General features: G+C 63.9%; 20 protein-coding genes and 1 pseudogene. 8 read left to right on the top strand and 13 right to left on the bottom strand.

Translation table 11 applies throughout. The annotated features are described in order from the left end of the window. Window positions 1-4: 4 nt before the first annotated feature. From J8I87_RS07925 to J8I87_RS07910, 4 genes are all read right to left on the bottom strand, one after another. Window positions 5-958 (bottom strand): phosphate acetyltransferase, encoded by a 954-nt coding sequence (locus J8I87_RS07925; RefSeq protein WP_209930895.1) that lies wholly within the window; start codon window positions 956-958, stop codon window positions 5-7. An 87-nt stretch (window positions 959-1,045) separates the two neighbouring features. Beyond that, a complete protein-coding gene (locus tag J8I87_RS07920; RefSeq protein ID WP_209930894.1) occupies window positions 1,046-3,331 on the bottom strand; it encodes a DUF3141 domain-containing protein in 2,286 nt (761 codons plus the stop codon). Window positions 3,332-3,736: 405 nt separating this feature from the next. Further along, the gene (locus J8I87_RS07915; protein ID WP_209930893.1) at window positions 3,737-4,891 is read right to left on the bottom strand and encodes an acyl-CoA dehydrogenase family protein; all 1,155 of its coding nucleotides are present in this window, start codon (window positions 4,889-4,891) and stop codon (window positions 3,737-3,739) included. Between the two features lie 307 nt (window positions 4,892-5,198). After that, a complete protein-coding gene (locus tag J8I87_RS07910; RefSeq protein WP_209930892.1) occupies window positions 5,199-6,068 on the bottom strand; it encodes a DUF4148 domain-containing protein in 870 nt (289 codons plus the stop codon). A gap of 443 nt (window positions 6,069-6,511) precedes the next feature. On the opposite strand from J8I87_RS07910, the gene J8I87_RS07900 reads away from it, so the two are divergent. Beyond that, entirely contained in the window at window positions 6,512-6,847 is a 336-nt protein-coding gene (locus tag J8I87_RS07900) for a YbjQ family protein (protein ID WP_209930891.1), read from the top strand. Between the two features lie 145 nt (window positions 6,848-6,992). Further along, complete coding sequence (locus tag J8I87_RS07895; protein ID WP_209930890.1) at window positions 6,993-8,093, top strand: diguanylate cyclase; 1,101 nt, start codon at window positions 6,993-6,995, stop codon at window positions 8,091-8,093. A gap of 15 nt (window positions 8,094-8,108) precedes the next feature. Here the strand turns inward: J8I87_RS07895 and J8I87_RS07890 are convergent, their stop codons facing one another. The 3 genes from J8I87_RS07890 to J8I87_RS07880 form a co-directional block, all read right to left on the bottom strand. After that, window positions 8,109-8,336 (bottom strand): DUF2964 family protein, encoded by a 228-nt coding sequence (locus tag J8I87_RS07890; protein WP_209930889.1) that lies wholly within the window; start codon window positions 8,334-8,336, stop codon window positions 8,109-8,111. A 98-nt stretch (window positions 8,337-8,434) separates the two neighbouring features. Beyond that, window positions 8,435-9,043, bottom strand: coding sequence for a hypothetical protein (locus J8I87_RS07885; RefSeq protein WP_209930888.1), 609 nt, complete (start codon window positions 9,041-9,043; stop codon window positions 8,435-8,437). Window positions 9,044-9,108: 65 nt separating this feature from the next. After that, window positions 9,109-9,501 (bottom strand): hypothetical protein, encoded by a 393-nt coding sequence (locus J8I87_RS07880; protein ID WP_209930887.1) that lies wholly within the window; start codon window positions 9,499-9,501, stop codon window positions 9,109-9,111. A gap of 641 nt (window positions 9,502-10,142) precedes the next feature. Here J8I87_RS07880 and J8I87_RS07875 point away from each other — a divergent pair. Continuing rightward, on the top strand, window positions 10,143-10,547 hold the full coding sequence (locus J8I87_RS07875; protein ID WP_209930886.1) for a helix-turn-helix domain-containing protein: 405 nt from the start codon (window positions 10,143-10,145) through the stop codon (window positions 10,545-10,547). A gap of 63 nt (window positions 10,548-10,610) precedes the next feature. Here the strand turns inward: J8I87_RS07875 and J8I87_RS07870 are convergent, their stop codons facing one another. From J8I87_RS07870 to J8I87_RS07860, 3 genes are all read right to left on the bottom strand, one after another. After that, window positions 10,611-11,063 carry a lytic transglycosylase domain-containing protein gene (locus J8I87_RS07870; RefSeq protein WP_409518730.1) on the bottom strand — a complete coding sequence of 151 codons (453 nt, stop codon included), beginning with the start codon at window positions 11,061-11,063 and terminating at the stop codon, window positions 10,611-10,613. Between the two features lie 83 nt (window positions 11,064-11,146). Beyond that, on the bottom strand, window positions 11,147-11,512 hold the full coding sequence (locus J8I87_RS07865) for a hypothetical protein (protein ID WP_209930884.1): 366 nt from the start codon (window positions 11,510-11,512) through the stop codon (window positions 11,147-11,149). Between the two features lie 14 nt (window positions 11,513-11,526). Beyond that, entirely contained in the window at window positions 11,527-11,868 is a 342-nt protein-coding gene (locus J8I87_RS07860) for a hypothetical protein (protein ID WP_209931029.1), read from the bottom strand. Between the two features lie 408 nt (window positions 11,869-12,276). On the opposite strand from J8I87_RS07860, the pseudogene J8I87_RS07855 reads away from it, so the two are divergent. Beyond that, window positions 12,277-12,913, top strand: a pseudogene (locus J8I87_RS07855) (MgtC/SapB family protein); the annotation flags it as partial. Window positions 12,914-13,036: 123 nt separating this feature from the next. Here the strand turns inward: J8I87_RS07855 and J8I87_RS07850 are convergent. Next, entirely contained in the window at window positions 13,037-13,603 is a 567-nt protein-coding gene (locus tag J8I87_RS07850; RefSeq protein ID WP_209930883.1) for a DUF4142 domain-containing protein, read from the bottom strand. Between the two features lie 354 nt (window positions 13,604-13,957). Between J8I87_RS07850 and wrbA the strand changes: the two genes are divergently transcribed. Continuing rightward, window positions 13,958-14,557 (top strand): NAD(P)H:quinone oxidoreductase, encoded by a 600-nt coding sequence (gene wrbA / locus J8I87_RS07845; RefSeq protein ID WP_209930882.1) that lies wholly within the window; start codon window positions 13,958-13,960, stop codon window positions 14,555-14,557. 87 nt (window positions 14,558-14,644) lie between these two features. Here wrbA and J8I87_RS07840 read toward each other — a convergent pair whose 3' ends face one another. Further along, entirely contained in the window at window positions 14,645-15,199 is a 555-nt protein-coding gene (locus J8I87_RS07840) for a YbaK/EbsC family protein (RefSeq protein ID WP_209930881.1), read from the bottom strand. A 282-nt stretch (window positions 15,200-15,481) separates the two neighbouring features. Here J8I87_RS07840 and J8I87_RS07835 point away from each other — a divergent pair, with 282 nt between their 5' ends. After that, the gene (locus J8I87_RS07835) at window positions 15,482-16,591 is read left to right on the top strand and encodes an alkene reductase (RefSeq protein WP_209930880.1); all 1,110 of its coding nucleotides are present in this window, start codon (window positions 15,482-15,484) and stop codon (window positions 16,589-16,591) included. 176 nt (window positions 16,592-16,767) lie between these two features. Here J8I87_RS07835 and J8I87_RS07830 read toward each other — a convergent pair whose 3' ends face one another. Then, complete coding sequence (locus J8I87_RS07830) at window positions 16,768-17,343, bottom strand: DUF3331 domain-containing protein (protein ID WP_209930879.1); 576 nt, start codon at window positions 17,341-17,343, stop codon at window positions 16,768-16,770. Between the two features lie 513 nt (window positions 17,344-17,856). On the opposite strand from J8I87_RS07830, the gene J8I87_RS07825 reads away from it, so the two are divergent. Both J8I87_RS07825 and J8I87_RS07820 read left to right on the top strand, forming a co-directional pair. Beyond that, window positions 17,857-18,234: a DUF427 domain-containing protein gene (locus tag J8I87_RS07825; RefSeq protein ID WP_209930878.1), complete on the top strand. Its 378-nt coding sequence runs from the start codon at window positions 17,857-17,859 to the stop codon at window positions 18,232-18,234. 345 nt (window positions 18,235-18,579) lie between these two features. Then, window positions 18,580-19,221, top strand: coding sequence for a carbonic anhydrase (locus J8I87_RS07820; protein WP_209930877.1), 642 nt, complete (start codon window positions 18,580-18,582; stop codon window positions 19,219-19,221). Window positions 19,222-19,281: the final 60 nt, after the last annotated feature.

The raw sequence follows: 19,281 nt of genomic DNA, 5'->3' as shown, positions 1-19,281 counted from the left end.
CCCCTCAGACAATGGCGGCGGCGGGCTGCGCGCGCCGCGCGAGCGCGACCATCGACGCCACCGCGCACGAAGCGAGCCGCGTGATCACCGAATCGGCGCGGCTCGTGAGGATGATGGGCACCTTCGCGCCGAGCACGATGCCCGCCGCGTCAGCGCCCGCGAGAAAAGTCAGGCTCTTCGCGAGCATGTTGCCCGCTTCGAGATCCGGTACGACGAGTACGTTCGCGCGGCCCGCGACGGGCGAGACGATGCCCTTGATCTTCGCGGCCTCTTCGCTGATCGCGTTGTCGAGCGCGAGCGGGCCGTCGAGAATGCCGCCCGTGATCTGCCCGCGGTCGGCCATCTTGCAAAGCGCGGCGGCTTCGAGCGTCGACGGCACTTTCGAGTTGACGGTCTCCATCGCCGAAAGAATGGCGACGCGCGCCTCCGGAAAATGCAGCGCATGCGCGAGGTCGATCGCGTTCTGCACGATGTCGCGCTTTTCGTCGAGCGTTGGCGAGATGTTGACGGCTGCGTCGGTGATGATGAGGTAATCGCTGCGGCCCGGCACGTCCATGATGAAGCAGTGGCTCACGCGCCGCTCGGTGCGCAGCCCTGTGGCGCGCGAGACGACGGCGCCCATCAGTTCGTCCGTGTGGAGCGAGCCTTTCATCAGCGCCTCCGCCTTGCCTTCGTGCACGAGTTGCACCGCGCACTCGGCGGCCGCATGGCTGTGCGGCGCATCGACGATGGGCAAATCGCGCAGGTCGAGTTGGCCTTCCTGCGCGGCGGCTTCGATCTTCGCGCGCGGCCCGACGAGTATCGGCGCAATCAGCTTGAGACGCGCGGCTTCGACGACGGCCGACAGCGAATCGTGATCGCAAGGATGTGCGACGGCCGTCGGCGTCGGCGACAGCCTGGCCGCGATGGCGACCAGCCGCTCGTATTTATCGCGCTTCTGTTCCGACTGTTGTTCCATTTGATGTGCCCTCGTCGTTGAGCGGATCGGGATGCCTGTCATGCGCGGCGGACTGTGCCGTCCGCTTGCGCACGCGAATGCAATCTGTCATTCGACCTGCTGGCGCGCCGCCTCCGTGCGCCGCGCGGTCTTCTTCTTCGACGCCGATTCGAAAATCGTCAGCACGCGGGCGAGATCGGTGCGCTCCTGATCGTCGAGGGGCAATGTCGTGCTGAGCTTGTCGATGTCGCGCGCAGCGTTGCGGATGTTGTCGGCCGGAGTATCGGCGAGCAGGCCGGGCAACGCGTCGATCGCGGCTTCCGTGTCGAGGCGCAGCAGCGCGGCCTGCTCGCGCACGACATGCTTGAACGCAAGAATGCCTTGATCCGACAGCTTGCTGAGCATTTCGCGCGCGAGGTTGAAGCGGCGCTCGTCCGCTTCGCCATGCGTGCGCCGCACGTAGAGCAGCGCGCGCACGCTGGCTTCGACGAGGCCGCCTTCCGTCATGTCGTTGCGCAGCCGTGCGTGCTCCGCGACGATCGATGCCTCGCGCTCTTCGGTGTCGCCCGGTTCCGTCAGCGCGGCGTTCGCTGCGCTGTCGGCTCGCGGCGGCAGGCCCGCGAATGCCTGCAGCCACGGCGCGCCGTAGACGGTTTCGAAGATCTGCTCGACGGCCGCGTCGCGCATGTCCCGATAGAAATCGAGCGACGCCACGATCGCATTCGACATGACCGTCTGCATCTGCCAGAACGGATTGTCGGCGGCGACGGGCGCGCGCGCCGCTTCGACGCTTTGCGCGGCCTGCGCGACCGTCGATGCGAACGGATTGCGGTCCGACCACGATTCGTACGTGACGCGCAGCGGATGCAGCTTGCTCGCGAAATTGGCTGTCCACGGCGTCGCGCATGCGCGCACCCAAGGCTGCACGAAGCTGCGGTACAGCCCCAGATTGAAGCGCGACACATACGCAGCCGTTGCGAAACGCCGGTCGCTTTCGGGGTCGGGCTGCACGATTTCGCGCACGTCGGCGACCGTTCGCCGCGAGATCGACAGCACGTGTTCTCCCTGGATCAGATCCGCGTGCTCGGTCGCTTCCGTCTTCGGGCCCATGTGCGCTTCGTAGACGCCGGACGGCAGCAGGTCGATCAGATCGATATTGCTGACGAATTCGCGATGTTCCTTTTTCCCCGTGCTGCTCGACACGAAGATGCCGAGATGGCCGATGCTGTCGTGCGTCGCGTAGACGATGGTCTGATCGTGGCCGCGCAGATCGGCGTCGTCGCGATAGAGGTCGGTGATCCAGCCGAGCGCTTGCGGCGGCGGCGTGATGTTGTCGCCATACGAGCAGAACACGACGATCGGCGAGCGGATATTGCGCAGGTCGAGCCGCACGCCGTCCGCTGTCACGATCTCGCCGCTGACGAGCCGGTTGCCGACGAACAGGTTGTCGACGATGTACTGCATTTCGCCCGCGTTCAGGAATACGTGGCCGCCCCAGTACTTCTCGAAGCCGAGATAACGCGCCCCTTCCGAGTCGATGTTCGCGTACAGGTTGTACTGCTTGGACCAGATCGTGTTCGCGGGATTCAGGTTCTCGAAGTTCTGCACGAGCCACGCGCCGTCGAAGCGGCCGTCGCCGAGATCGCCCGTGAGCGCCGTCAGCCACGAGCCGCCGAGCATGCCGCCCGAATAGCGCATCGGATTCTTGCCGCGCCAGCCTTGCCAGTACGACACGGGCGCGCCCGCGACGATGATCGGCCCGAACAGCTCGGGGCGCATCGCGGCCGTCATCAGCACTTGCCAGCCTGCCTGGCAATTGCCGATCACGGCGGGCTTGCCGGGGCTGTCAGGGTGCAGTTCGATCACTTTTTCGAGGAACGCGGCTTCCGCGTGCATCACGTCCTCGACGGTTTGTCCCGGTATGGGGTCGGGCAAGAAGCCGACGAAATAGCACGGATGTCCGGCGCGCAGCGCCGCGCCGATCTCGCTGTCGCGCTTGAAGCCGCCGATGCCGGGTCCATGTCCCGCGCGCGGGTCCACGACCACGAACGGACGCAGGCGGCCGGGGTCGGGTCCGTCAGCGAGATCGCGGTCGGGCTTCAGGTCGTCGGGCGGCGCGATGCGCACGAGCCCATAGTTGACGGGGCGCGGCAACTGCCTTCCGTCGACGATGAGATCCGTGCCGAAATCGAGCACATTGGGCACGCGCTCCTGAAGATGCGACTGATACTGATTGCCGCGCTGGCGCATCACGTCGGCGAACAGCACGCCGCGTTGCCATGCGTCGACGGCGTATGCATAGCCTTGCGAAAGCAGGTTGCCGGGCAAAGATGCGAACGGCGTCGGCGGAATCGAAAAGCTGGCCGAAACGGACGTCGGTAGAGACTGATTCATGTCGCTTGCGCTCCCTCAAAAGGTCGGCGCCGCAGTGCCATGCGACGTTCGACGCGTGCGCTCGTCACGCACGTACCGGATGCGTTCGCATCGTCGCATTCGTCACGCGGCCTGAAACCAGGGCGAGACTTCAACGCGCCTCATCGAGGCGCTGCTTCGATCAAGATCAGCGATAAAAATGGCAGTAGCATGACGCGGACGTGAATGTCGCAAACAGCCGCACGCGACGCATGAACCTGAACGTGCGGTAATCGTTGCTGCGACGCGTCATCAGCTCAGTGTAGGACGGGAAGATTTTTCTGGCAATCTGAAAAGCGAAAACACGCTGAAGCGATACATCTGGGATCAGGTGCGCCCGCCTGCTGTGATACGCACGGCAGCGCATGCCGTGCGCCATAGAAAGGTTCAGCGGCTCGCGTCGCGGATCATGTTGCGCGCGATCACCAGTTGCTGGATCTGCGTCGTGCCCTCGTAGATGCGAAACAGTCGAACGTCGCGATAGAAACGTTCGACGGCATACTCGGACACATAGCCCGCGCCGCCGTGAATCTGCACCGCGCGATCCGCGACGCGTCCGCACATCTCCGACGCGAACAGCTTGCAGCACGACGCTTCCGTCGATACGTCCTGCCCGTCGTCGCGGCGGCGCGCGGCATCGAGCACCATCGAGCGCGCGGCGTAGATTTCCGCGCGGCTGTCGGCGAGCATCGCCTGAATCAGCTGGAACCCGGCGATCGGCTGGCCGAACTGCTTGCGCTCCATTGCATAGCGCAGCGCGTCGTCGAGCATGCGCTCGGCCACGCCGACGCAGATTGCCGAGATATGCAGGCGCCCCTTGTCGAGCACCTTCATCGCCGTCTTGAAGCCGACGCCTTCTTTGCCGCCGATCAGATTCGCTGCGCTCACGCGGCAGTTCTCGAAGATCACGTCGCAGGTATGCGCGCCTTGCTGGCCCATCTTCTTGTCGATCTTGCCGAGCGACAGGCCTGGCGTGCCTTTCTCGACGATGAACGCCGAAATGCCGCCCGCGCCCTTGATGTCGGGATTCGTGCGCGCCATCACCGTGTAGATGCCCGCTTCGGGCGCGTTCGTAATGAAGCGCTTGGTGCCATTGATCACGTAATGATCGCGCTCGCGCACGGCCGTCGTGCGCAGCGATGCCGCGTCGGAACCAGAGCCCGGCTCCGTCAGTGCAAACGACGCAATCAGTTCGCCCGATGCAAGCTTCGGCAGATAGTGGCGCTTCTGCTCGTCGGTGCCGTCGACGATCAGCCCTTGCGAACCGATGCCGTTGTTGGTGCCGACCAGCGAGCGGAACGCGGGCGACGTCTTCGCGATCTCGAACGCGGCGAGCACTTCTTCTTCCATCGTGAGGCCAAGGCCGCCGTATTCCTCGGGAATCGTCAGGCCGAACAGACCCAGCTCGCGCATCTCGCTGACGATGTCGGCGGGGATTTCATCCGTTTCGGCGACTTCGTTTTCAGCGGGCACGAGACGCTCGCGCACGAAGCGCGCAAGCGAATCGAGAAGAATGGACAGTGTTTCCTGATCGCGAATCATCGTGTACCTGTATGCAAGGGCGCGGTTCGCGTCGCGCGCAAGCGCCGGTGTCCATAGCGGACGCCGTTTATGCGCGCGATGCGCCGCGCCGGTTCATTTTGGCCGCCCGATGGCGGCTTCCACTCGTTCGACGAAGGCCGCGCGAGACGCGGCCCGAGGTTGTTCTCCAGCTTGTCGACGCTCAGCACGAAGGCAGGGCCGCCGCGGTCGAACGCACGGTTTTATATTACAAAGCCGGTTGGGTAAACCATTCGATGGCATCAACGCTGGTTCGCCCAGCATGGGCCGTCGATCTCACCAGGCCCGCTCACCAGGCCCGCATCGACGGCTGCGCGTTGTAGCTTGGCGAACCGCCGGGACCATACGGATCGGGATTGCCAAAACGCGCCATCGATCCGTTCGTCCGTGCGCGCCTCAACTCGTCGCGCACTTCGGCGCGCGTCTTCGGGGCTGCGCCTGACGAGAGTGTGGGCAGCGCGACCGCTTGCGCCGCCGAGGCTGCCGCGGGCGGCGGCACGGGGCGACCGGCTGGCTCGTCAGCCGCTTGCGTGGCTTGCGTCACGCTTGTCATGGCGACCTGTGCCGCGACATCCGGATGCACGTGAGCCGTGCTGGCTGCGTGCTCGCCCGGCGTGCTTTCAGCGGCTGTCGTGTCCTGCGGCTGAATCGCGGCGGGCGCCGCGGTTGCTTGCGTGTCGTCGCGCGTTGCCGCCGATGCTTGCAGCGACGCCATCGCATGCACATGCGCCGTCCTTGCCGAAGCGTGCATGCGCGCATGCGTTCGAGCCTGGATTTTCGACGGCGCTTGCGAGCCGTAGCTCGCCGCCATCGGCGCTTCACGCGCGGCGAGTTCCTGTTGCAGCAGCAGCGCCTGCGGTTCGTCCTTGCGCACGGCCAGCACGGCATCGAGCAGCACCCGCGCCGACGCCAGGTCGCCGCGCTGCAGGCTGTCGTGCACCGCCTGCAGGACGCGCGCGATGCCCGCATTGGGCGAGTCGTCGAGAGGCGCTTCGCGTGTCACGGGACGAGCGGCGGACGAAAGTGCCGAGTCGAACCGGCCGTCCGTTTCTTTCGCGGCCGACTCGCGATTGCCGAACCGCAGCTCGAGCGCACCCAGCGCCAGCGCGCCGATCAGCACACCGCCTGCAACCAGCAACCGGTTGGATTCGCTCATCATGACGTTTCCTTTCGGACCACATGGCGCACGTCGATAATCGGCAGACGAAACACCGCGCGCGACGCCTGTATGTCCAATACGAGTTTTAGCAGCAAATGGATGCGCCGCGACGGTCAAGCGGAAATTCGCCAAGCTGGCGCGGGACGAACCGCCATTTTTTAGTAGCATGGCGCCAACGCATTTCTCAGGGACACGCGTGGGCTATCTGTTGGCACTGGCCGTCGGTCTGACGGCAGGCACGTTGAGCGGCGTGATCGGCACGGACTCGTCGATGATGCTGATGCCCGCATCGTCGTGCGCATGAGTCCCGCACATTCAGGCTGGTGGTCGACGGTTGATGCTCTCGTCAGCGCTGTCGCTGTTGTGGGCGGCGGGGCGTTGATCCAGGCCGTCCGCGGCGGCGGGTCCAGAATCGTAACGACTCCATAAAGGAAGGGAACCACATGATCGAACGAAACATGGTCTCCACGACCTTCGATTTACCCGGCTACACCGTCGACGGCTCGCTCGGCATCGCGCGCGGCATCATCGTGCGCTCGCGCTCGGTGGTGGGCGCAATCGGTGCGGGACTGCAGACGATCTTCGGCGGCAATATCTCGCTGTACACGTCGCTGTGCGAGCGCGCGCGGCTGGACGCCTATGAGCGCATGCTCGCCGAAGCCGCGTCGCTCGGCGCGAACGCGGTGATCGGCATGCGTTACGACGCGACCGAAATCGGCCCGGGCGTCACGGAAGTGCTGTGCTACGGCACGGCCGTGCGGGTGCGCCGCAACGCGTGACGGCGGGCGGCGGGCGGCGGGTCGGCGCAACCAGGCGCGTCACAAGCACGGGTTTCACCCGTTGCAACCGCGGGCCTCAAGCAAATGCACGATGGGCCGATAACCAGAGTTCGGGCCCCATGATGGGCCTCAGTCAACGGCCCAGATGAGCACAACCCATACGCCCCAGTCCGTCCGCCTTCGCGCTCTCGTCGATACGGTGCAACGCAATGAACGCACGTTGCGCCGCTTCCAGGATGTCGAACTGCAACTGATCCGCGCGCAGGATTTCCAGTCGCTCTGCCATGTTCTGCTCGACTATCTGCCGCGCGAGTTCGGGCTGGACCGCGTGACGCTGTGGCTCAACGACACGCTCCCCCTGCTGCACGAAATGGCCGTGCGTCACGCGGCGGGCGGGCGCGCCGCATCGTCGCCGAAGACGTCGCGCCTGCAGACGTCGCGCGAGATCGGTGATGCCGCGGCGAGTCTGTGCGCGAGAGGCCGCCCGTGGCTCGGCACACCCGTGTCGATGCGCGACGAGGCCGCCGACGCGCTGTTCGGCGACGACGAGCGGCCGGGCAGCGTCGCGCTGCTGCCGCTCGCCGCGAACGGACAGCCAAGCGGTTATCTGTGCCTCGCGAGCGACAACCCGAGTCGCTTCGCGTCGGGCATGGCGACGGACATGCTGGAGCGCTTCGCGGTGATCGTCGCCGCGAGCCTCGACAACGTCGCGCATCGCGAGCAGCTCGAACGCCTCGGCGCAACCGACGCACTCACGGGACTGCCCAATCGCCGCTACTTCGACGAGCGCCTGCGCGAGGAAACCACGCGCGCATCGCGCTACCGGCTGCCGGTCGGTTGTCTGTTCATCGATATCGACAGCTTCAAGCCGATCAACGACGTGCACGGCCATGCCGTCGGCGACCGCGCGCTTGCGATGGTCGGCGCGTGTCTGCGCAAGCAGACGCGGATTGGCGACACCATCGCGCGTTACGGCGGCGAGGAGTTCGCCGTGCTGCTGCAAGGCGATCTGAAGGATTCACTGGTGGTGGCCGAGCGGATGCGCAACGCGGTCGCGCAGCTCGAACTCTACGACGATGGCGGCGCGCGCATTGCGTTGACAGTATCGATCGGCGTGTCCGCGCATTCGGTGCAGCACGACGCCGATCTCGACAAGCTCGGACGCACGCTCGTCGATGAAGCGGACCGCGCGATGTACAAGGCGAAGAGCGACGGGCGCAACCGCGTGGTGACATTCGCCGCGTGACACGACGATGACCTGCTAGTCGTCGACGAACAGCATCGACACATAAACGATGGTCGATACGACGATGATGCCTACGCCGACGAACACCTTGGTGCGGTTGAATTCGAGGCCGCCGTTGATCGCGACGGCGATGCCCGCGACGGCCGACAGCGTGCCGATCGCCGCGAGCGCGACATGCGCCTTGCTCCAGATCATCTTGCGGCGCGCGCGGCGCTTCGGCGAGTTCCAGGGTTCGATAGGCATCGGCGTGACTGTGCGGGGGCGTCGTTTGTCGAAGCGGACCCGTCCCGCCGGCATGGCGAGACGGGCGTGGCTGTCAAGGCGTCATGCGCGGCAAGCCGTCACTGGATCGGCGCGCCGCCGCGCGTGACCTGCACAGCCGTCGCGGAGACGTAGTTCGCGCGAATGCTGTCGCCGACCTTGAGCTTGTCGAGCGGCACATCGGGCGCGACTTGCAGGACCACGGTGCGCTGCGGTCCGCGCAGCGTCACCTCGCGCTTCTTGCGGTCGATCTTCTGCACGGTCGCAACCACTTCGATGTGTTGCGTTTGCGTCGATGCGCCGCCTTGTGACGGCGTGGTCGATTGGGTCTCCGTGCGCGAGCGCACGCCCTTCGAGTCGACCTTGTCCGCCGACAGCAGCAGCGCGCCCTTGTACGAGATGTGCACTTCGTCGCCGACCTTGAGCTTCTTCACGTCGCCGACATCGGGATCGACTTCGACGATCGTCGTGCCGCCACGCGGCCCGCGTATCGTCACCTCGTTTCTGTCCGGATTGATCTGAGTGACGTGCGCCGTCACCTCGATGGCGGTGGCTGCACCGACCGCGTTCGGCGTGGGCGAAGATGCGGCGTTGTCCTGCGCGCAGGCGTCGACGGCGGGCATGGCCAGCGTCGCGCAAGAGGCTGCGATGGCCAGGATGCGAATCGAACGGCGAGCTGCAAGTTGCATATGAGACTCCTCGATTGGATGGACGGATGGTCCGGTGGCCGATTGGACTGGTTGCGCGCCTTCTGTCAGGCGGTTTGCTCGACGTGACTGGCCGCCTTGCGTCTTGCGTCGTCGTAGACACGGCGGCGCTCCGTCTCGACCAGCAAGCGCTTGCGCTTGATGGATTGCCGGTGAATGGGCGGCCCCATCACGGCGACGTAGTCGGCATAGCGATGCTTCTGGTAGCGGCGGAAGAAGTCGGGGCCGGGCAGGCCGTTGCTCAGCGCGAGCAGCACGCCGTAGTCGATGCTCGACACTTCGCCGAGCGAGGCGATGGCCCGTTCGAGCGCGTCATAACGCGCCGTCAGCGGATCGTTTGCGCCGAACATCGCGTGAAAGCGCTGATAGGTGAGGAGCCGCTCATGTTCCGCGGCGCGCCGCAACGCCATGACGATACGCTCAACCCGTTCCGCTTCCATTTTGCCCTCCGCGCGTGGTGCGCTGTCGCGTGCGGATGCGAGTCCGCGCGACAGCTGGCTTGCTGGTAATCGCTAATGCCATTAATGACAGGCTGTTCCGTGCAGCCGGGTCCGGATTTAAACCGGTTGCCAGCCGCGCATTTTCTCTATGGAAAAGAACGTCTATGCCGCTTTTAAAGCAGCAAATAAAACAGGAATAACAGATATGATCGCCGCGTGCAAATGCACCGCGGATCAGGATGGCCGGTTGTGGAGTCGACGTATTGCCATACAACGCTCCCTTTGAATACGCAGCAGGCGCACGTGTCAAAGTGCGGGCCGTAAGGCTTGACAGCAATGGACGGAAGTAATGGTTACAGCATGCTAGCAAACGATTTCGGTAAATTCAAGATACGACGAAACGGTTTTGCCGAATATGAGGGATTCTATTAATTGTTGACGGAAATGATTCGCCTGATTTTTGCGTTAAATCAAGCGCAATAAAATCGGTAAATGGTTTTTTGATTTTCATGAAATTTTAGTGACCTCTCACACAAACGTGCGGCAACCATATATTGGTTGCTTTTGTCCTTTGTCATGCCTGTGCAAGGTCCGTCATCCGGCAACTAGACTTTCGTGTCTGACTGTCAGCGAGGTCGCTCATGGCTTCACGCAACGAAGAATTGCCGACCGTCATGCGCAGGCTCGCAGCGGGCAAGATGCTGATGGAAGGCGCGTCGATCAGCGACGTCGCCGCACAGCTGCATATCTCCGAGAACACCGTGCGCAAGTACCGCACGCTCGTGAACGAGGGCGGGCTCGATTCATTGAGGCGGCTGAGCGTGGGCGGCCGTTCGTCGGTGCTCGACGAGGCCGCGTTGCGATGGATCGCCGATGCGTTGAGCGGGCCTGCGGGCGTACACGGCTTTCCGTCCGATGCATGGACGAGCAACCGTCTGCGCGAATTGATACGCGCGCGTTTCGGTGTCAGCTATTCGCGCGTCTACACATGGCAGATCGCGACCAATCTTGGTCTGGGACACCGGCTCACGAAGTCACGCAAATGAGCGCGCAGATGAGCACGCAAATGAGCGGGCGCGTCGGCGTGTGACGGCGCGCTCAGCCGCGCATCAACGCGTGGCGGGCAGCAGCTCACCCCATGCAACGAGGATCTTCTGGATGCTCCGCGCGTACGCATCGCGCTCTTTCGGCGATTCCGAGTGATACGCGCCGATGGCGCGCCATGTGTTGCCGTACTTCACCATCTTCTGCTTGATGAGCCAGGCGGCGACGTAGATGTTCACGCAAGCATCCGTCAACGCGCGATGTGGGATGCCCTGGCGCTTCAGATCGCTGAAATGCACCGAGTTGATCTGCGCCTGGCCGACATCGATCGAGCCGTTCGCGTTACGGTTGACGGCGCCAGGGTCGCCTTTCGACTCATGCCACGCGACCGCACGCAGAATCAGAGGATTCACGCCCTGATAGACGGCAGCCTGCTCGAAACAGTCGTCGGCATGGGCGAGGCCGCACGTCAACGACGATATCGACAATGCGAGCGCGGCCAGCGCATACCTGAGCAGGCGGGATGACCGGGACGAGCGGGACGAGGCGCAGGGTCGATGGTTGGACACGAGTGACGCTCCGTTGTGTGCGCGGATCACGGCTATTTCGCCAGCGCGAGTTCGAGCTGCTTTTCGACCGTCCGCAGATAGGTGCGCGACGCATCGGACACGACGAGCCGGACGGCAGGCGTGGACGGCCGCACGTCGACGGGAGCGCGCGTCTTGCGCTTCTTCGCGGCGGGCTTTGGCGCGAGCGGCTCGTCGTCGTCGGCGGAGGTGGGCGGCAGCATGGCGAGCGTCGGCAGCGGCGGGTAAACCTTGTCGGCGGCGGGCGCGGCGGACGCGCCCGGCGCGACGGCCGAACTGCCTGCCGACAGCGCGCCGGCAACAGCCGGCTGGCCCGCGTGCGCGGCCTGGCTGAGTGCGGCGAGCACGAGGCTAGTCGCGAGGAGAGCGGTGCGGAACATGACGTGGCTTTTCTTCATGGCGTCGCGGCCGTCGGCCTGATCGATACGCTGTAGGTCTGGTTCGCGCCTGCCGTGAGGTTTTCGAGGCTGAGCTTCGCCGGATGCTGCGACGGCACGCCGCGCCAGATCGCCTGATTCAGATACGGCAGGTCCTGGCCGAGCGCCGTCACGAGGATGGTCGTCGGCTGCTTCTGCGAGGCGGCCAGCGCCCCCGCCTTGGCGAGCACCGCCGACAACTGGGGATCGCGCGCGCCGAGCGCGTCGGGCGGAATCGTAAAACTGATCAGGTCCGTCGAAACGGGCGGCTTGTCCGCCTGCGACGCCGTATTGGCAGGCAATTGCGCGCAACCGGCCATCGCGGCGAAAACCAAACAAAACGCAAGCTGCTTCACGAACTGCTCCTGAAGTCGTTGACGCTGTATCGGTTTGTCGGCACGAACGTGGAGAACTTGATATGGGAACCGCAAACGTTTGCGAAATCGGGAAACTTGACTCAAGAAAGGGCGCCGTCCGGAAACTCTGACCGTTATAAGGGCCAAAAGCGGTGAGGTTGTGCCACTCTTCACGGCGGTTCGGCGCGCCCGTTCGTTCCGCCAATGCGCTATCGCACGGCCTTTGCGTTCATATCGATCGCGCAAAGGGCCGTGAACATGTAACACAGCGGTGACACACAACGGCTTCAGCATATCGTCGCCATACGGCGGCGTGCCCGACACGAACCCGTCCGGGGTCTCACCCGGCATCAATCTTCCAGACAACCAACGATGCGACAGCGCACGGCTGGACTGCGCACGATCACGCTTGTCGCGAGCGGCGCATGCCTGTTCGTCACGCTCGGCATGCTGACGGGCAACGGCGTCGCGGGCGCCACGCAGATTGCGGCGCATGTGGGGTCAGGTGTCGGCTTCCTCGGCGGCGGCGTGATCATGCGCGACAAAGGCTCGATCCAGGGCATCAATACGGCGGCGACGCTCTGGTGCTCGGCGGCCGTCGGCGTGCTGTGCGGCGCCGGACACTACGGCCCCGCGCTCGCGGGCACGGTCGTCGTGCTCGCGTCCAACACGCTGCTGCGCGAAGTGAGCCGCGCGATCAACGCGACGCCCGTATCGAGCGCCGACCTCGTGCGCGAATATGTATTGACCGTGGGTGTGCCGCGAACGCGACGAGATTCACATTCGCATGCTTCTGTCGAATTCAATGTACTCGCAGCCCTTGGCGTTTCAGAGTCTGACCGGTCAGGATTTCGGGGGCGACCCGACGCGTATCAAGGTGACCGCGGAGGTGACCGCGACGCTGCGCACGCATCCGAAAGATCAGGCGAAGCTCGAACTGATGGCGAGCCGTATCAGTATGGAAAAGGGCGTGTCGAGCATCAGCTGGTCCGCGAAGGAAGAGGAGCCGACGCCTAATGACGAAGCGCATCGCGAGGCAATCGCGATGCGCTTCGTTTGGTGCCTGCACCTGCGCCGATGCTGGCGCGGCGCGATTCATCCGCCGTGTCGCATCACGGGCGCTTCAGCGGGCTCACTGCGTAGTGAGATGCTTGCGCTTCGCAAGCTCCTGCGCTGCCGCGTACTGCGCCTGAACGCTCGGCAGCGCCTTGCGCGCAGCGTCCTTCAACTGCTCGTTGCGACCCGATGCGATCTCGGCCTGGAACGCGGACAGCGTCTTCTGCTCGCCGGCGAGCGCGACCTGTTCGATATACGCCTTGTCGAATTCCGCGCCGCGCAGGTTCCTGATGCCGTCGAGCGCCGCCGTGTCCGGGTTGTTGTGCGGCACATCGACGCCACGCGGGCTCGCAGCGCGCAGTGCATCGGCGATCTTGCCGTTGTCGGTGGCGGCCTTCTCCGCAAAAGCCTTCACGTCACGGTCCGTCGAACGCGATGTCGCGATGCGCGCGGCGTCGCGTTGCGTGGCGACGGCTTGCGTGCCGTTGTCGACGAAGTTCTGGTCGGCCTCGTGCAAGCGCACGGTACCTGCCGACTGCACCTGCTGCGCCGGTTGCGTGGTTTGCGCGTTCACCGCCGATGTGAACAGCAACAGACTGGTCGTGGATGCACAGACGATGAAAGCGCTAGACAGACGGATCATGTGTTCTCCTTCAGTGAGCTGACGATGAGTCGAGGGCATTCTAGGTGGCGGGCACGCGACCAGGTGAAACGACGATGTCGCTTGTGTAACGGGGCGTAAAGGTTGTGGCGCGGACGCAGACGCGCATGCCATGCCGCGCTGTCGACGTACATCGCGTGACGGCTTCATGCATGTGATGGATTTTTTTGCGTCGCGTTTTTGATCCTGACGTCATGATGATCTGAGCGGGCGGCGCATGCGACCTTCGCAAGACATGACAAGCGCGTCGGGAGTATCGTGACCGGCACGGCAACGTGATGCCACCGCTTCTCAACGCGAAGCATGCCGGCTTCGCATTCCTGACAGGAGATCGCCATGGCGAAGGTTCTCGTTTTGTATTACTCGTCGTATGGGCACGTCGAAAAGATGGCTGAAGCTTTCGCGGAAGGCGCGCGCGGCGCGGGCGCGCAAGTCGATATCAAGCGCGTGGCCGAGACCGTGCCCGAAGAGATCGCGAAGAAGTCGAACTTCAAGCTGGATCAGCAGGCGCCCGTTGCAACGGTGGCGGATCTCGAGCAGTACGATGCCATCGCCGTCGGCACGCCCACGCGTTATGGGCGCATCTCGTCGCAGATGGCCGCGTTTCTCGATCAGACAGGCGGGCTATGGATGCGCGGCGCGCTGCACGGCAAGGTCGGCGCCGCGTTTGCATCGACGGCGACGCAGCACGGCGGCCAGGAGACGACGTTGTTCTCGGTCATCACGAACCTGATGCATCTCGGCATGGTGATCGTCGGCTTGCCGTATAGCCATCAGGGGATGATGAGCATGACGGAGATCGTCGGCGGCGCGCCGTATGGCGCAACGACCATCGCAGCGGGAGATGGCTCGCGCCAGCCGAGTGCGATCGATCTTGAGGGCGCGCGTCATCAGGGCGAACTGGTGGCGAAGACGGCCGCGAAGCTGTTTGGTTGAGCCGCGTGCACGAGGCAACATGGAAAAGGGCGCACTGGACGAAGGCGAGCTATGGCGTTCAGTGCGCGGCAACGCATCAAACGTCTGTCACGCGGATTCGGATTGCGCGGGCGGCAGCGTCAATTGCGCAACTTCGACATTCTCAAGCTGTTTCAGCACGGCAGGCGCGAGCAGCAGCTTTGCTTCGCGAATGCCCGCCCCCATCACCACTTGCCGACGTTCCATCACGGCGGCGTCGACGAGAATGCGCCAGCTTGCAGGCAGGCCGAACGCTGTAATGCCGCCGAACTCCATCGCACTTTGTTCCGTCGCGACCTCGCGCTGCGCGAACGAAATGCGCTTTGCGCCGAGTGCGGCTTTCACCGCGCCGTTGACGTCGAGGCGCAGCGAGCCCAGCGTCACCAGCGCGGCAAGATGTTCGCCGCCATCTTTCTTGTAGCGAACCACGATCGTGTTCGCGCAGTCTTCCATCGGAAAGCCATAACGGGCGCTGAAGTCGGTGGTGTCCGACGCATCGTCGGTGACGGAGAACACGACGATGTCGCGGCCCGCGACGGATGCGGCGACCTGCGCGGGAAGACAGGCGCTGAGTCGTTCGGTCGCGATGATGTCGAGCTTCTGGAGCGGTTCGTGCGAAAGCATGGTGGCGTCTGAAGGTGGGCGATCAAGGACGAGGCGCACACATTGTACGATCGCCGGCCGCGTGCCGCTGACGCGCGATTCGACACGCAGCAGCGCGGCGGCGCACCCGCATCGCATCCGATTGCGGACTCGCGTGTCCGAAATCTTCGGAAGCGCAGCCCATTTTTCTTCGCGAGCGCAGCGTCTACATTTGCATCCGGCAGCAGGCAACGAAGCGCGCGGTTCACGCCGCGGCGCATGGTGCCCGCGAATGCAATTCAACGATTCTCTCGCGAGGAAGGCATGTCCACCCTGTTCACAAGCGTCAAAGTCGGTTCCTATGAATTTTCCCATCGCGTCGTGCTCGCGCCGCTCACGCGCATGCGCGCCGAAAAAGGCGCGATCCCCGGGCCGCTGATGGCCGAGTACTACGCGCAACGCACATCGCCCGGCGCACTGCTGATCGGCGAGGCGACGATCGTCGCGGCCAACGGCAACGGCTATCTCGGCGCGCCGGGGCTGTACGACGATAGCCAGGTCCCAGGCTGGCGCCTCGTCACGGATGCCGTGCATGCGAAGGGCGGCAAGATCTTTCTGCAGCTTTATCATGCGGGCCGCCAATCGAATGCGCAATTGCAGCCGGATGGCGGGCGTCCCGTGGGACCGTCGGAAGTGCCGCACGGCGGCGTCGCCTACACGGAGGCCGGCTGGGTGCCGAACACGCCGAACCGCGCGCTGGAGATTCACGAAATCGAAGCGCTCGTGGAGAGCTTTCGTGGCGCCGCGCAACGCGGGAAGCTGGCGGGTTTCGACGGCGTTGAACTGCATGCTGCCAACGGCTATCTGTTCGATCAGTTTCTTCAGGACGGCAGCAACAAGCGTACGGACATCTATGGCGGTTCATTCGAAAACCGCGCGCGCTTTCTGATGGACGCGACGCGTGCTGTGATTTCCGTGTGGGGCAGCGGCAAGGTCGCCGTGCGCCTTGGCCCACGCGGCTCGTTCGGCGATATGTCCGATAGCGATCCGCAGGGTCTTTTCACTTACGTGACGTCGGAACTCGACAAGCTGGATCTCGCGTATCTGCATCTGATCGAGCCGCGCGTGCTCGGCAATGTCGAGGATGAATCGAAAGATCAGCGCCCCGTCGCCACGCAAGCCCTGCGCAAGCACTATCGCGGCACCATCATCGCCGCGGGCGGCTTCACGCGCGACAGCGCACAGGCGATCATCGCGGCGGGCGATGCCGATCTCGTCGCGTTCGGCCGCGACTTCATCGCGAACCCGGATCTGCCGGAGCGCCTGCGCCGCAATCTGCCGCTGAACGCTTACGATCGTCCGACGTTCTTTGGCGGCACGGAAGTGGGTTATACGGACTATCGGTTCTATAGCGACGAAACCGTTGCCGCGTAAGTCACGCCCATCAAGGCGGCAACGCGGTAGACGCAATGGCCCGCACGTTCAGCGAATGGCTGGACGTGCGGGCCGGTTTGCTTCGTCCGCGGACGTTAGCCGCGCGAGCGAGTCATCGCGGCTTCGGTGGAAAAGAGATGCGGGTGCAATCGACGCGGGCGCATGGTCCCGCTCGATTATTCGAGGTCGTCGAGCTGCTTCGCGAGAATCATCTGCGACATGTTGAGCGGGCGGCTCGACGGGCGGCTGAACGGTCCATAGACGGCATCGCCGCGCACGATCACCGTTCCCGTCAGCGCGCACACGCCGCGTGATCGCGCGATGCGGCGCACCCACAACTGCTCCGTGTAGCGCCCCGCCGTGGAATCGCGCCATGTGATAGAAATCGACTTCGCGCCGAAGCGCTCGACGAACGTGATCACGGCCCCGCTATATTTGCCCGATGCCGCCTGCGTCTGCGCGCGCTCGACGGTGGCGCTTCCACGGTCCGCCCGCGCGGCGCAAGGGCCGTTGTCGCAGGTCTTGATGTCCTGCGACGGTGTCTTGCCTAGCCGCGAAATGGTCGTGGTCCACGGATCGCGCACGGCAGGCAGGGCCGGCGTAGCGCCCCCGCCGCCGGCGGATTCGGAACGCACGTCGGCGTACAGCGTTTCCTTGCGGCGCAGTTCCGGTTCGCCACTGGCGCGCCGGTTCGCATGGGCGCGGCGTCTGGGTTCGGCCGTAGTGCCAGTTGCAGCTCCAATCCTGCTCACGTCGACTCCTCTTTAAAGCACGGCCCTACGAAGCGGTCCGTTCAGCAAGGCAGAATCCTTACGTTCTGCTTTGATGGCCGCTCGGCGGCCACAACGGCGGCCATTTGCGCGCGGGCGAAAACGCATGCGCCGCGCGTCGTTGCGCCATCACGGCGAACGACGGGAGCGGCTTCACGCTGCAGGCAGCGTGGCGAAAGCGTATGCCGGCCGGCACTGACGACCGGTCGCATGGGCTGCATGCTAACGGCAAGCTATGAGCAGATAAATGTCACTGAAATGAACACTCAATTTAGATAACTCAAACAATGGAACGGCGCAGGTGTGTCATCCCGCGCAAATGCCTGTCACATCGGGCGCGGCCATGCATGCGTATGCACAGCATCTTCAGCAAAGACGCGGATTGGCGCTACACGGTGCAGGGTCTTGCCTTGACAACGCGGCATGGGTGTCCATACTCGGACGGTACTTTGCCGCCTGGCCCAACCTGTTGTACATCGCAAGGACACGACTGCCATGCACAAGACAGTGAAGATTCCCGGCCCTGATCATCCCATCACGATTGAAAAGAGCGGATCGCGCGTTACCGTTACCGTGGCCGGGCGCAAGGTCGCCGACAGCACGGACGCACTTTCACTTTATGAAGCGTCGTATCCGGAAGTGCTCTATATTCCGCGCAAGGACGTGGATATGTCGCTGCTCGAACGCACTGATCATTCGACGTATTGCCCGTACAAAGGCGAATGCAGCTATTACAGCATTCCCATCGGCGGCGAGCGTTCTGCCAATGCGGTCTGGACGTACGAAAGTCCATACGATGCCGTTGCATCGATCAAGGAGCATGTTGCGTTCTATCGCGACCGCGTGGATTCCTTCGAGGTCGGCGCGCAATGACAGAAGGTGGATCGCTGATCCGCGATCCATTCGTTTGCCGCCAAAGCTTGACATTGTCGCCAAGCTTGACAAGCGCGACAAAAATGTACATCCCTTCAAAGCAGCGCGTGAAAACGCGCGCGTCCCAGGCCGCATCAAAACGGTGCGGCTCATCACGCAACCGACATAAAAAATCCGGAAAGCCGCATTGACGCACGCTTTCGGGCACCGGATGCAGTCGGCATCAAATCATTTTTTATTGATTTTTTTTCGGAACCTTCTTGCCGTAAGCTTTTCGTAAACACCATCGCGTTTGTCCGCGATGGACGGACGACGTTCAATTCAGAACCGGCAGGAGCCCGATCGATGAATCATCCAAAACGTCTATTGCTGTCGAATCTCGCGTGGTCGCAGGAGGTGTCGGCACGCGAACCTGAGTTCTTTACGGAACTGGCGCGTGGACAGCAGCCGCGCATCCTGTGGATCGGCTGTTCCGATAGCCGCGTGCCCGCCGAGCGCATCACGAACGCGCAGCCAGGCGAGCTGTTCGTTCACCGCAACATCGCGAACCTCTATACGTCCGATGACGGCAACGCATCGAGCGTGATCGAGTACGCGGTGCATGCGCTGAAGGTCGAGCACATCATCATCTGCGGACATCATCATTGCGGCGGCGTGCGCGCGGCACTGTCGCCGCCGTCCGATGCGTTGCCTGTTGTGAACCGCCGCATCGCCGGGTTGCGCGAGCTGGCCGGGCGTCATCGCGACGAATTGCATGCGATCGCGGATTTCGATGAGCGTGTGGATCGCTTCGCCGAATTGAATGTGATCGAGCAGGTGCGGCTGCTGCGCGAATCGCCGATCGTGCGCCGCGCGCCGCGTCCGCCTCAGGTGCACGGCTGGATTTTCGGGCTGCGCGAAGGCTTGCTCACGCAACTCACCGACATGGAAGAAGTCCGGCAGATCGCCGGGGCGCACGCAACCATCGCAATCCGCGACGCGGCCTAGCAGCGCTTTCCATCATCCCTTTCAAGCTTTGACCAATGCGCCGCCGGCGTCCATCGCCGG

Origin of the sequence: Paraburkholderia sp. LEh10, assembly GCF_017814945.1 — a bacterium.
GTDB lineage: Bacteria > Pseudomonadota > Gammaproteobacteria > Burkholderiales > Burkholderiaceae > Paraburkholderia.
Note: the sequence above shows the minus strand (reverse complement) of the source record. Positions and strands in the feature narration are given on the sequence as shown.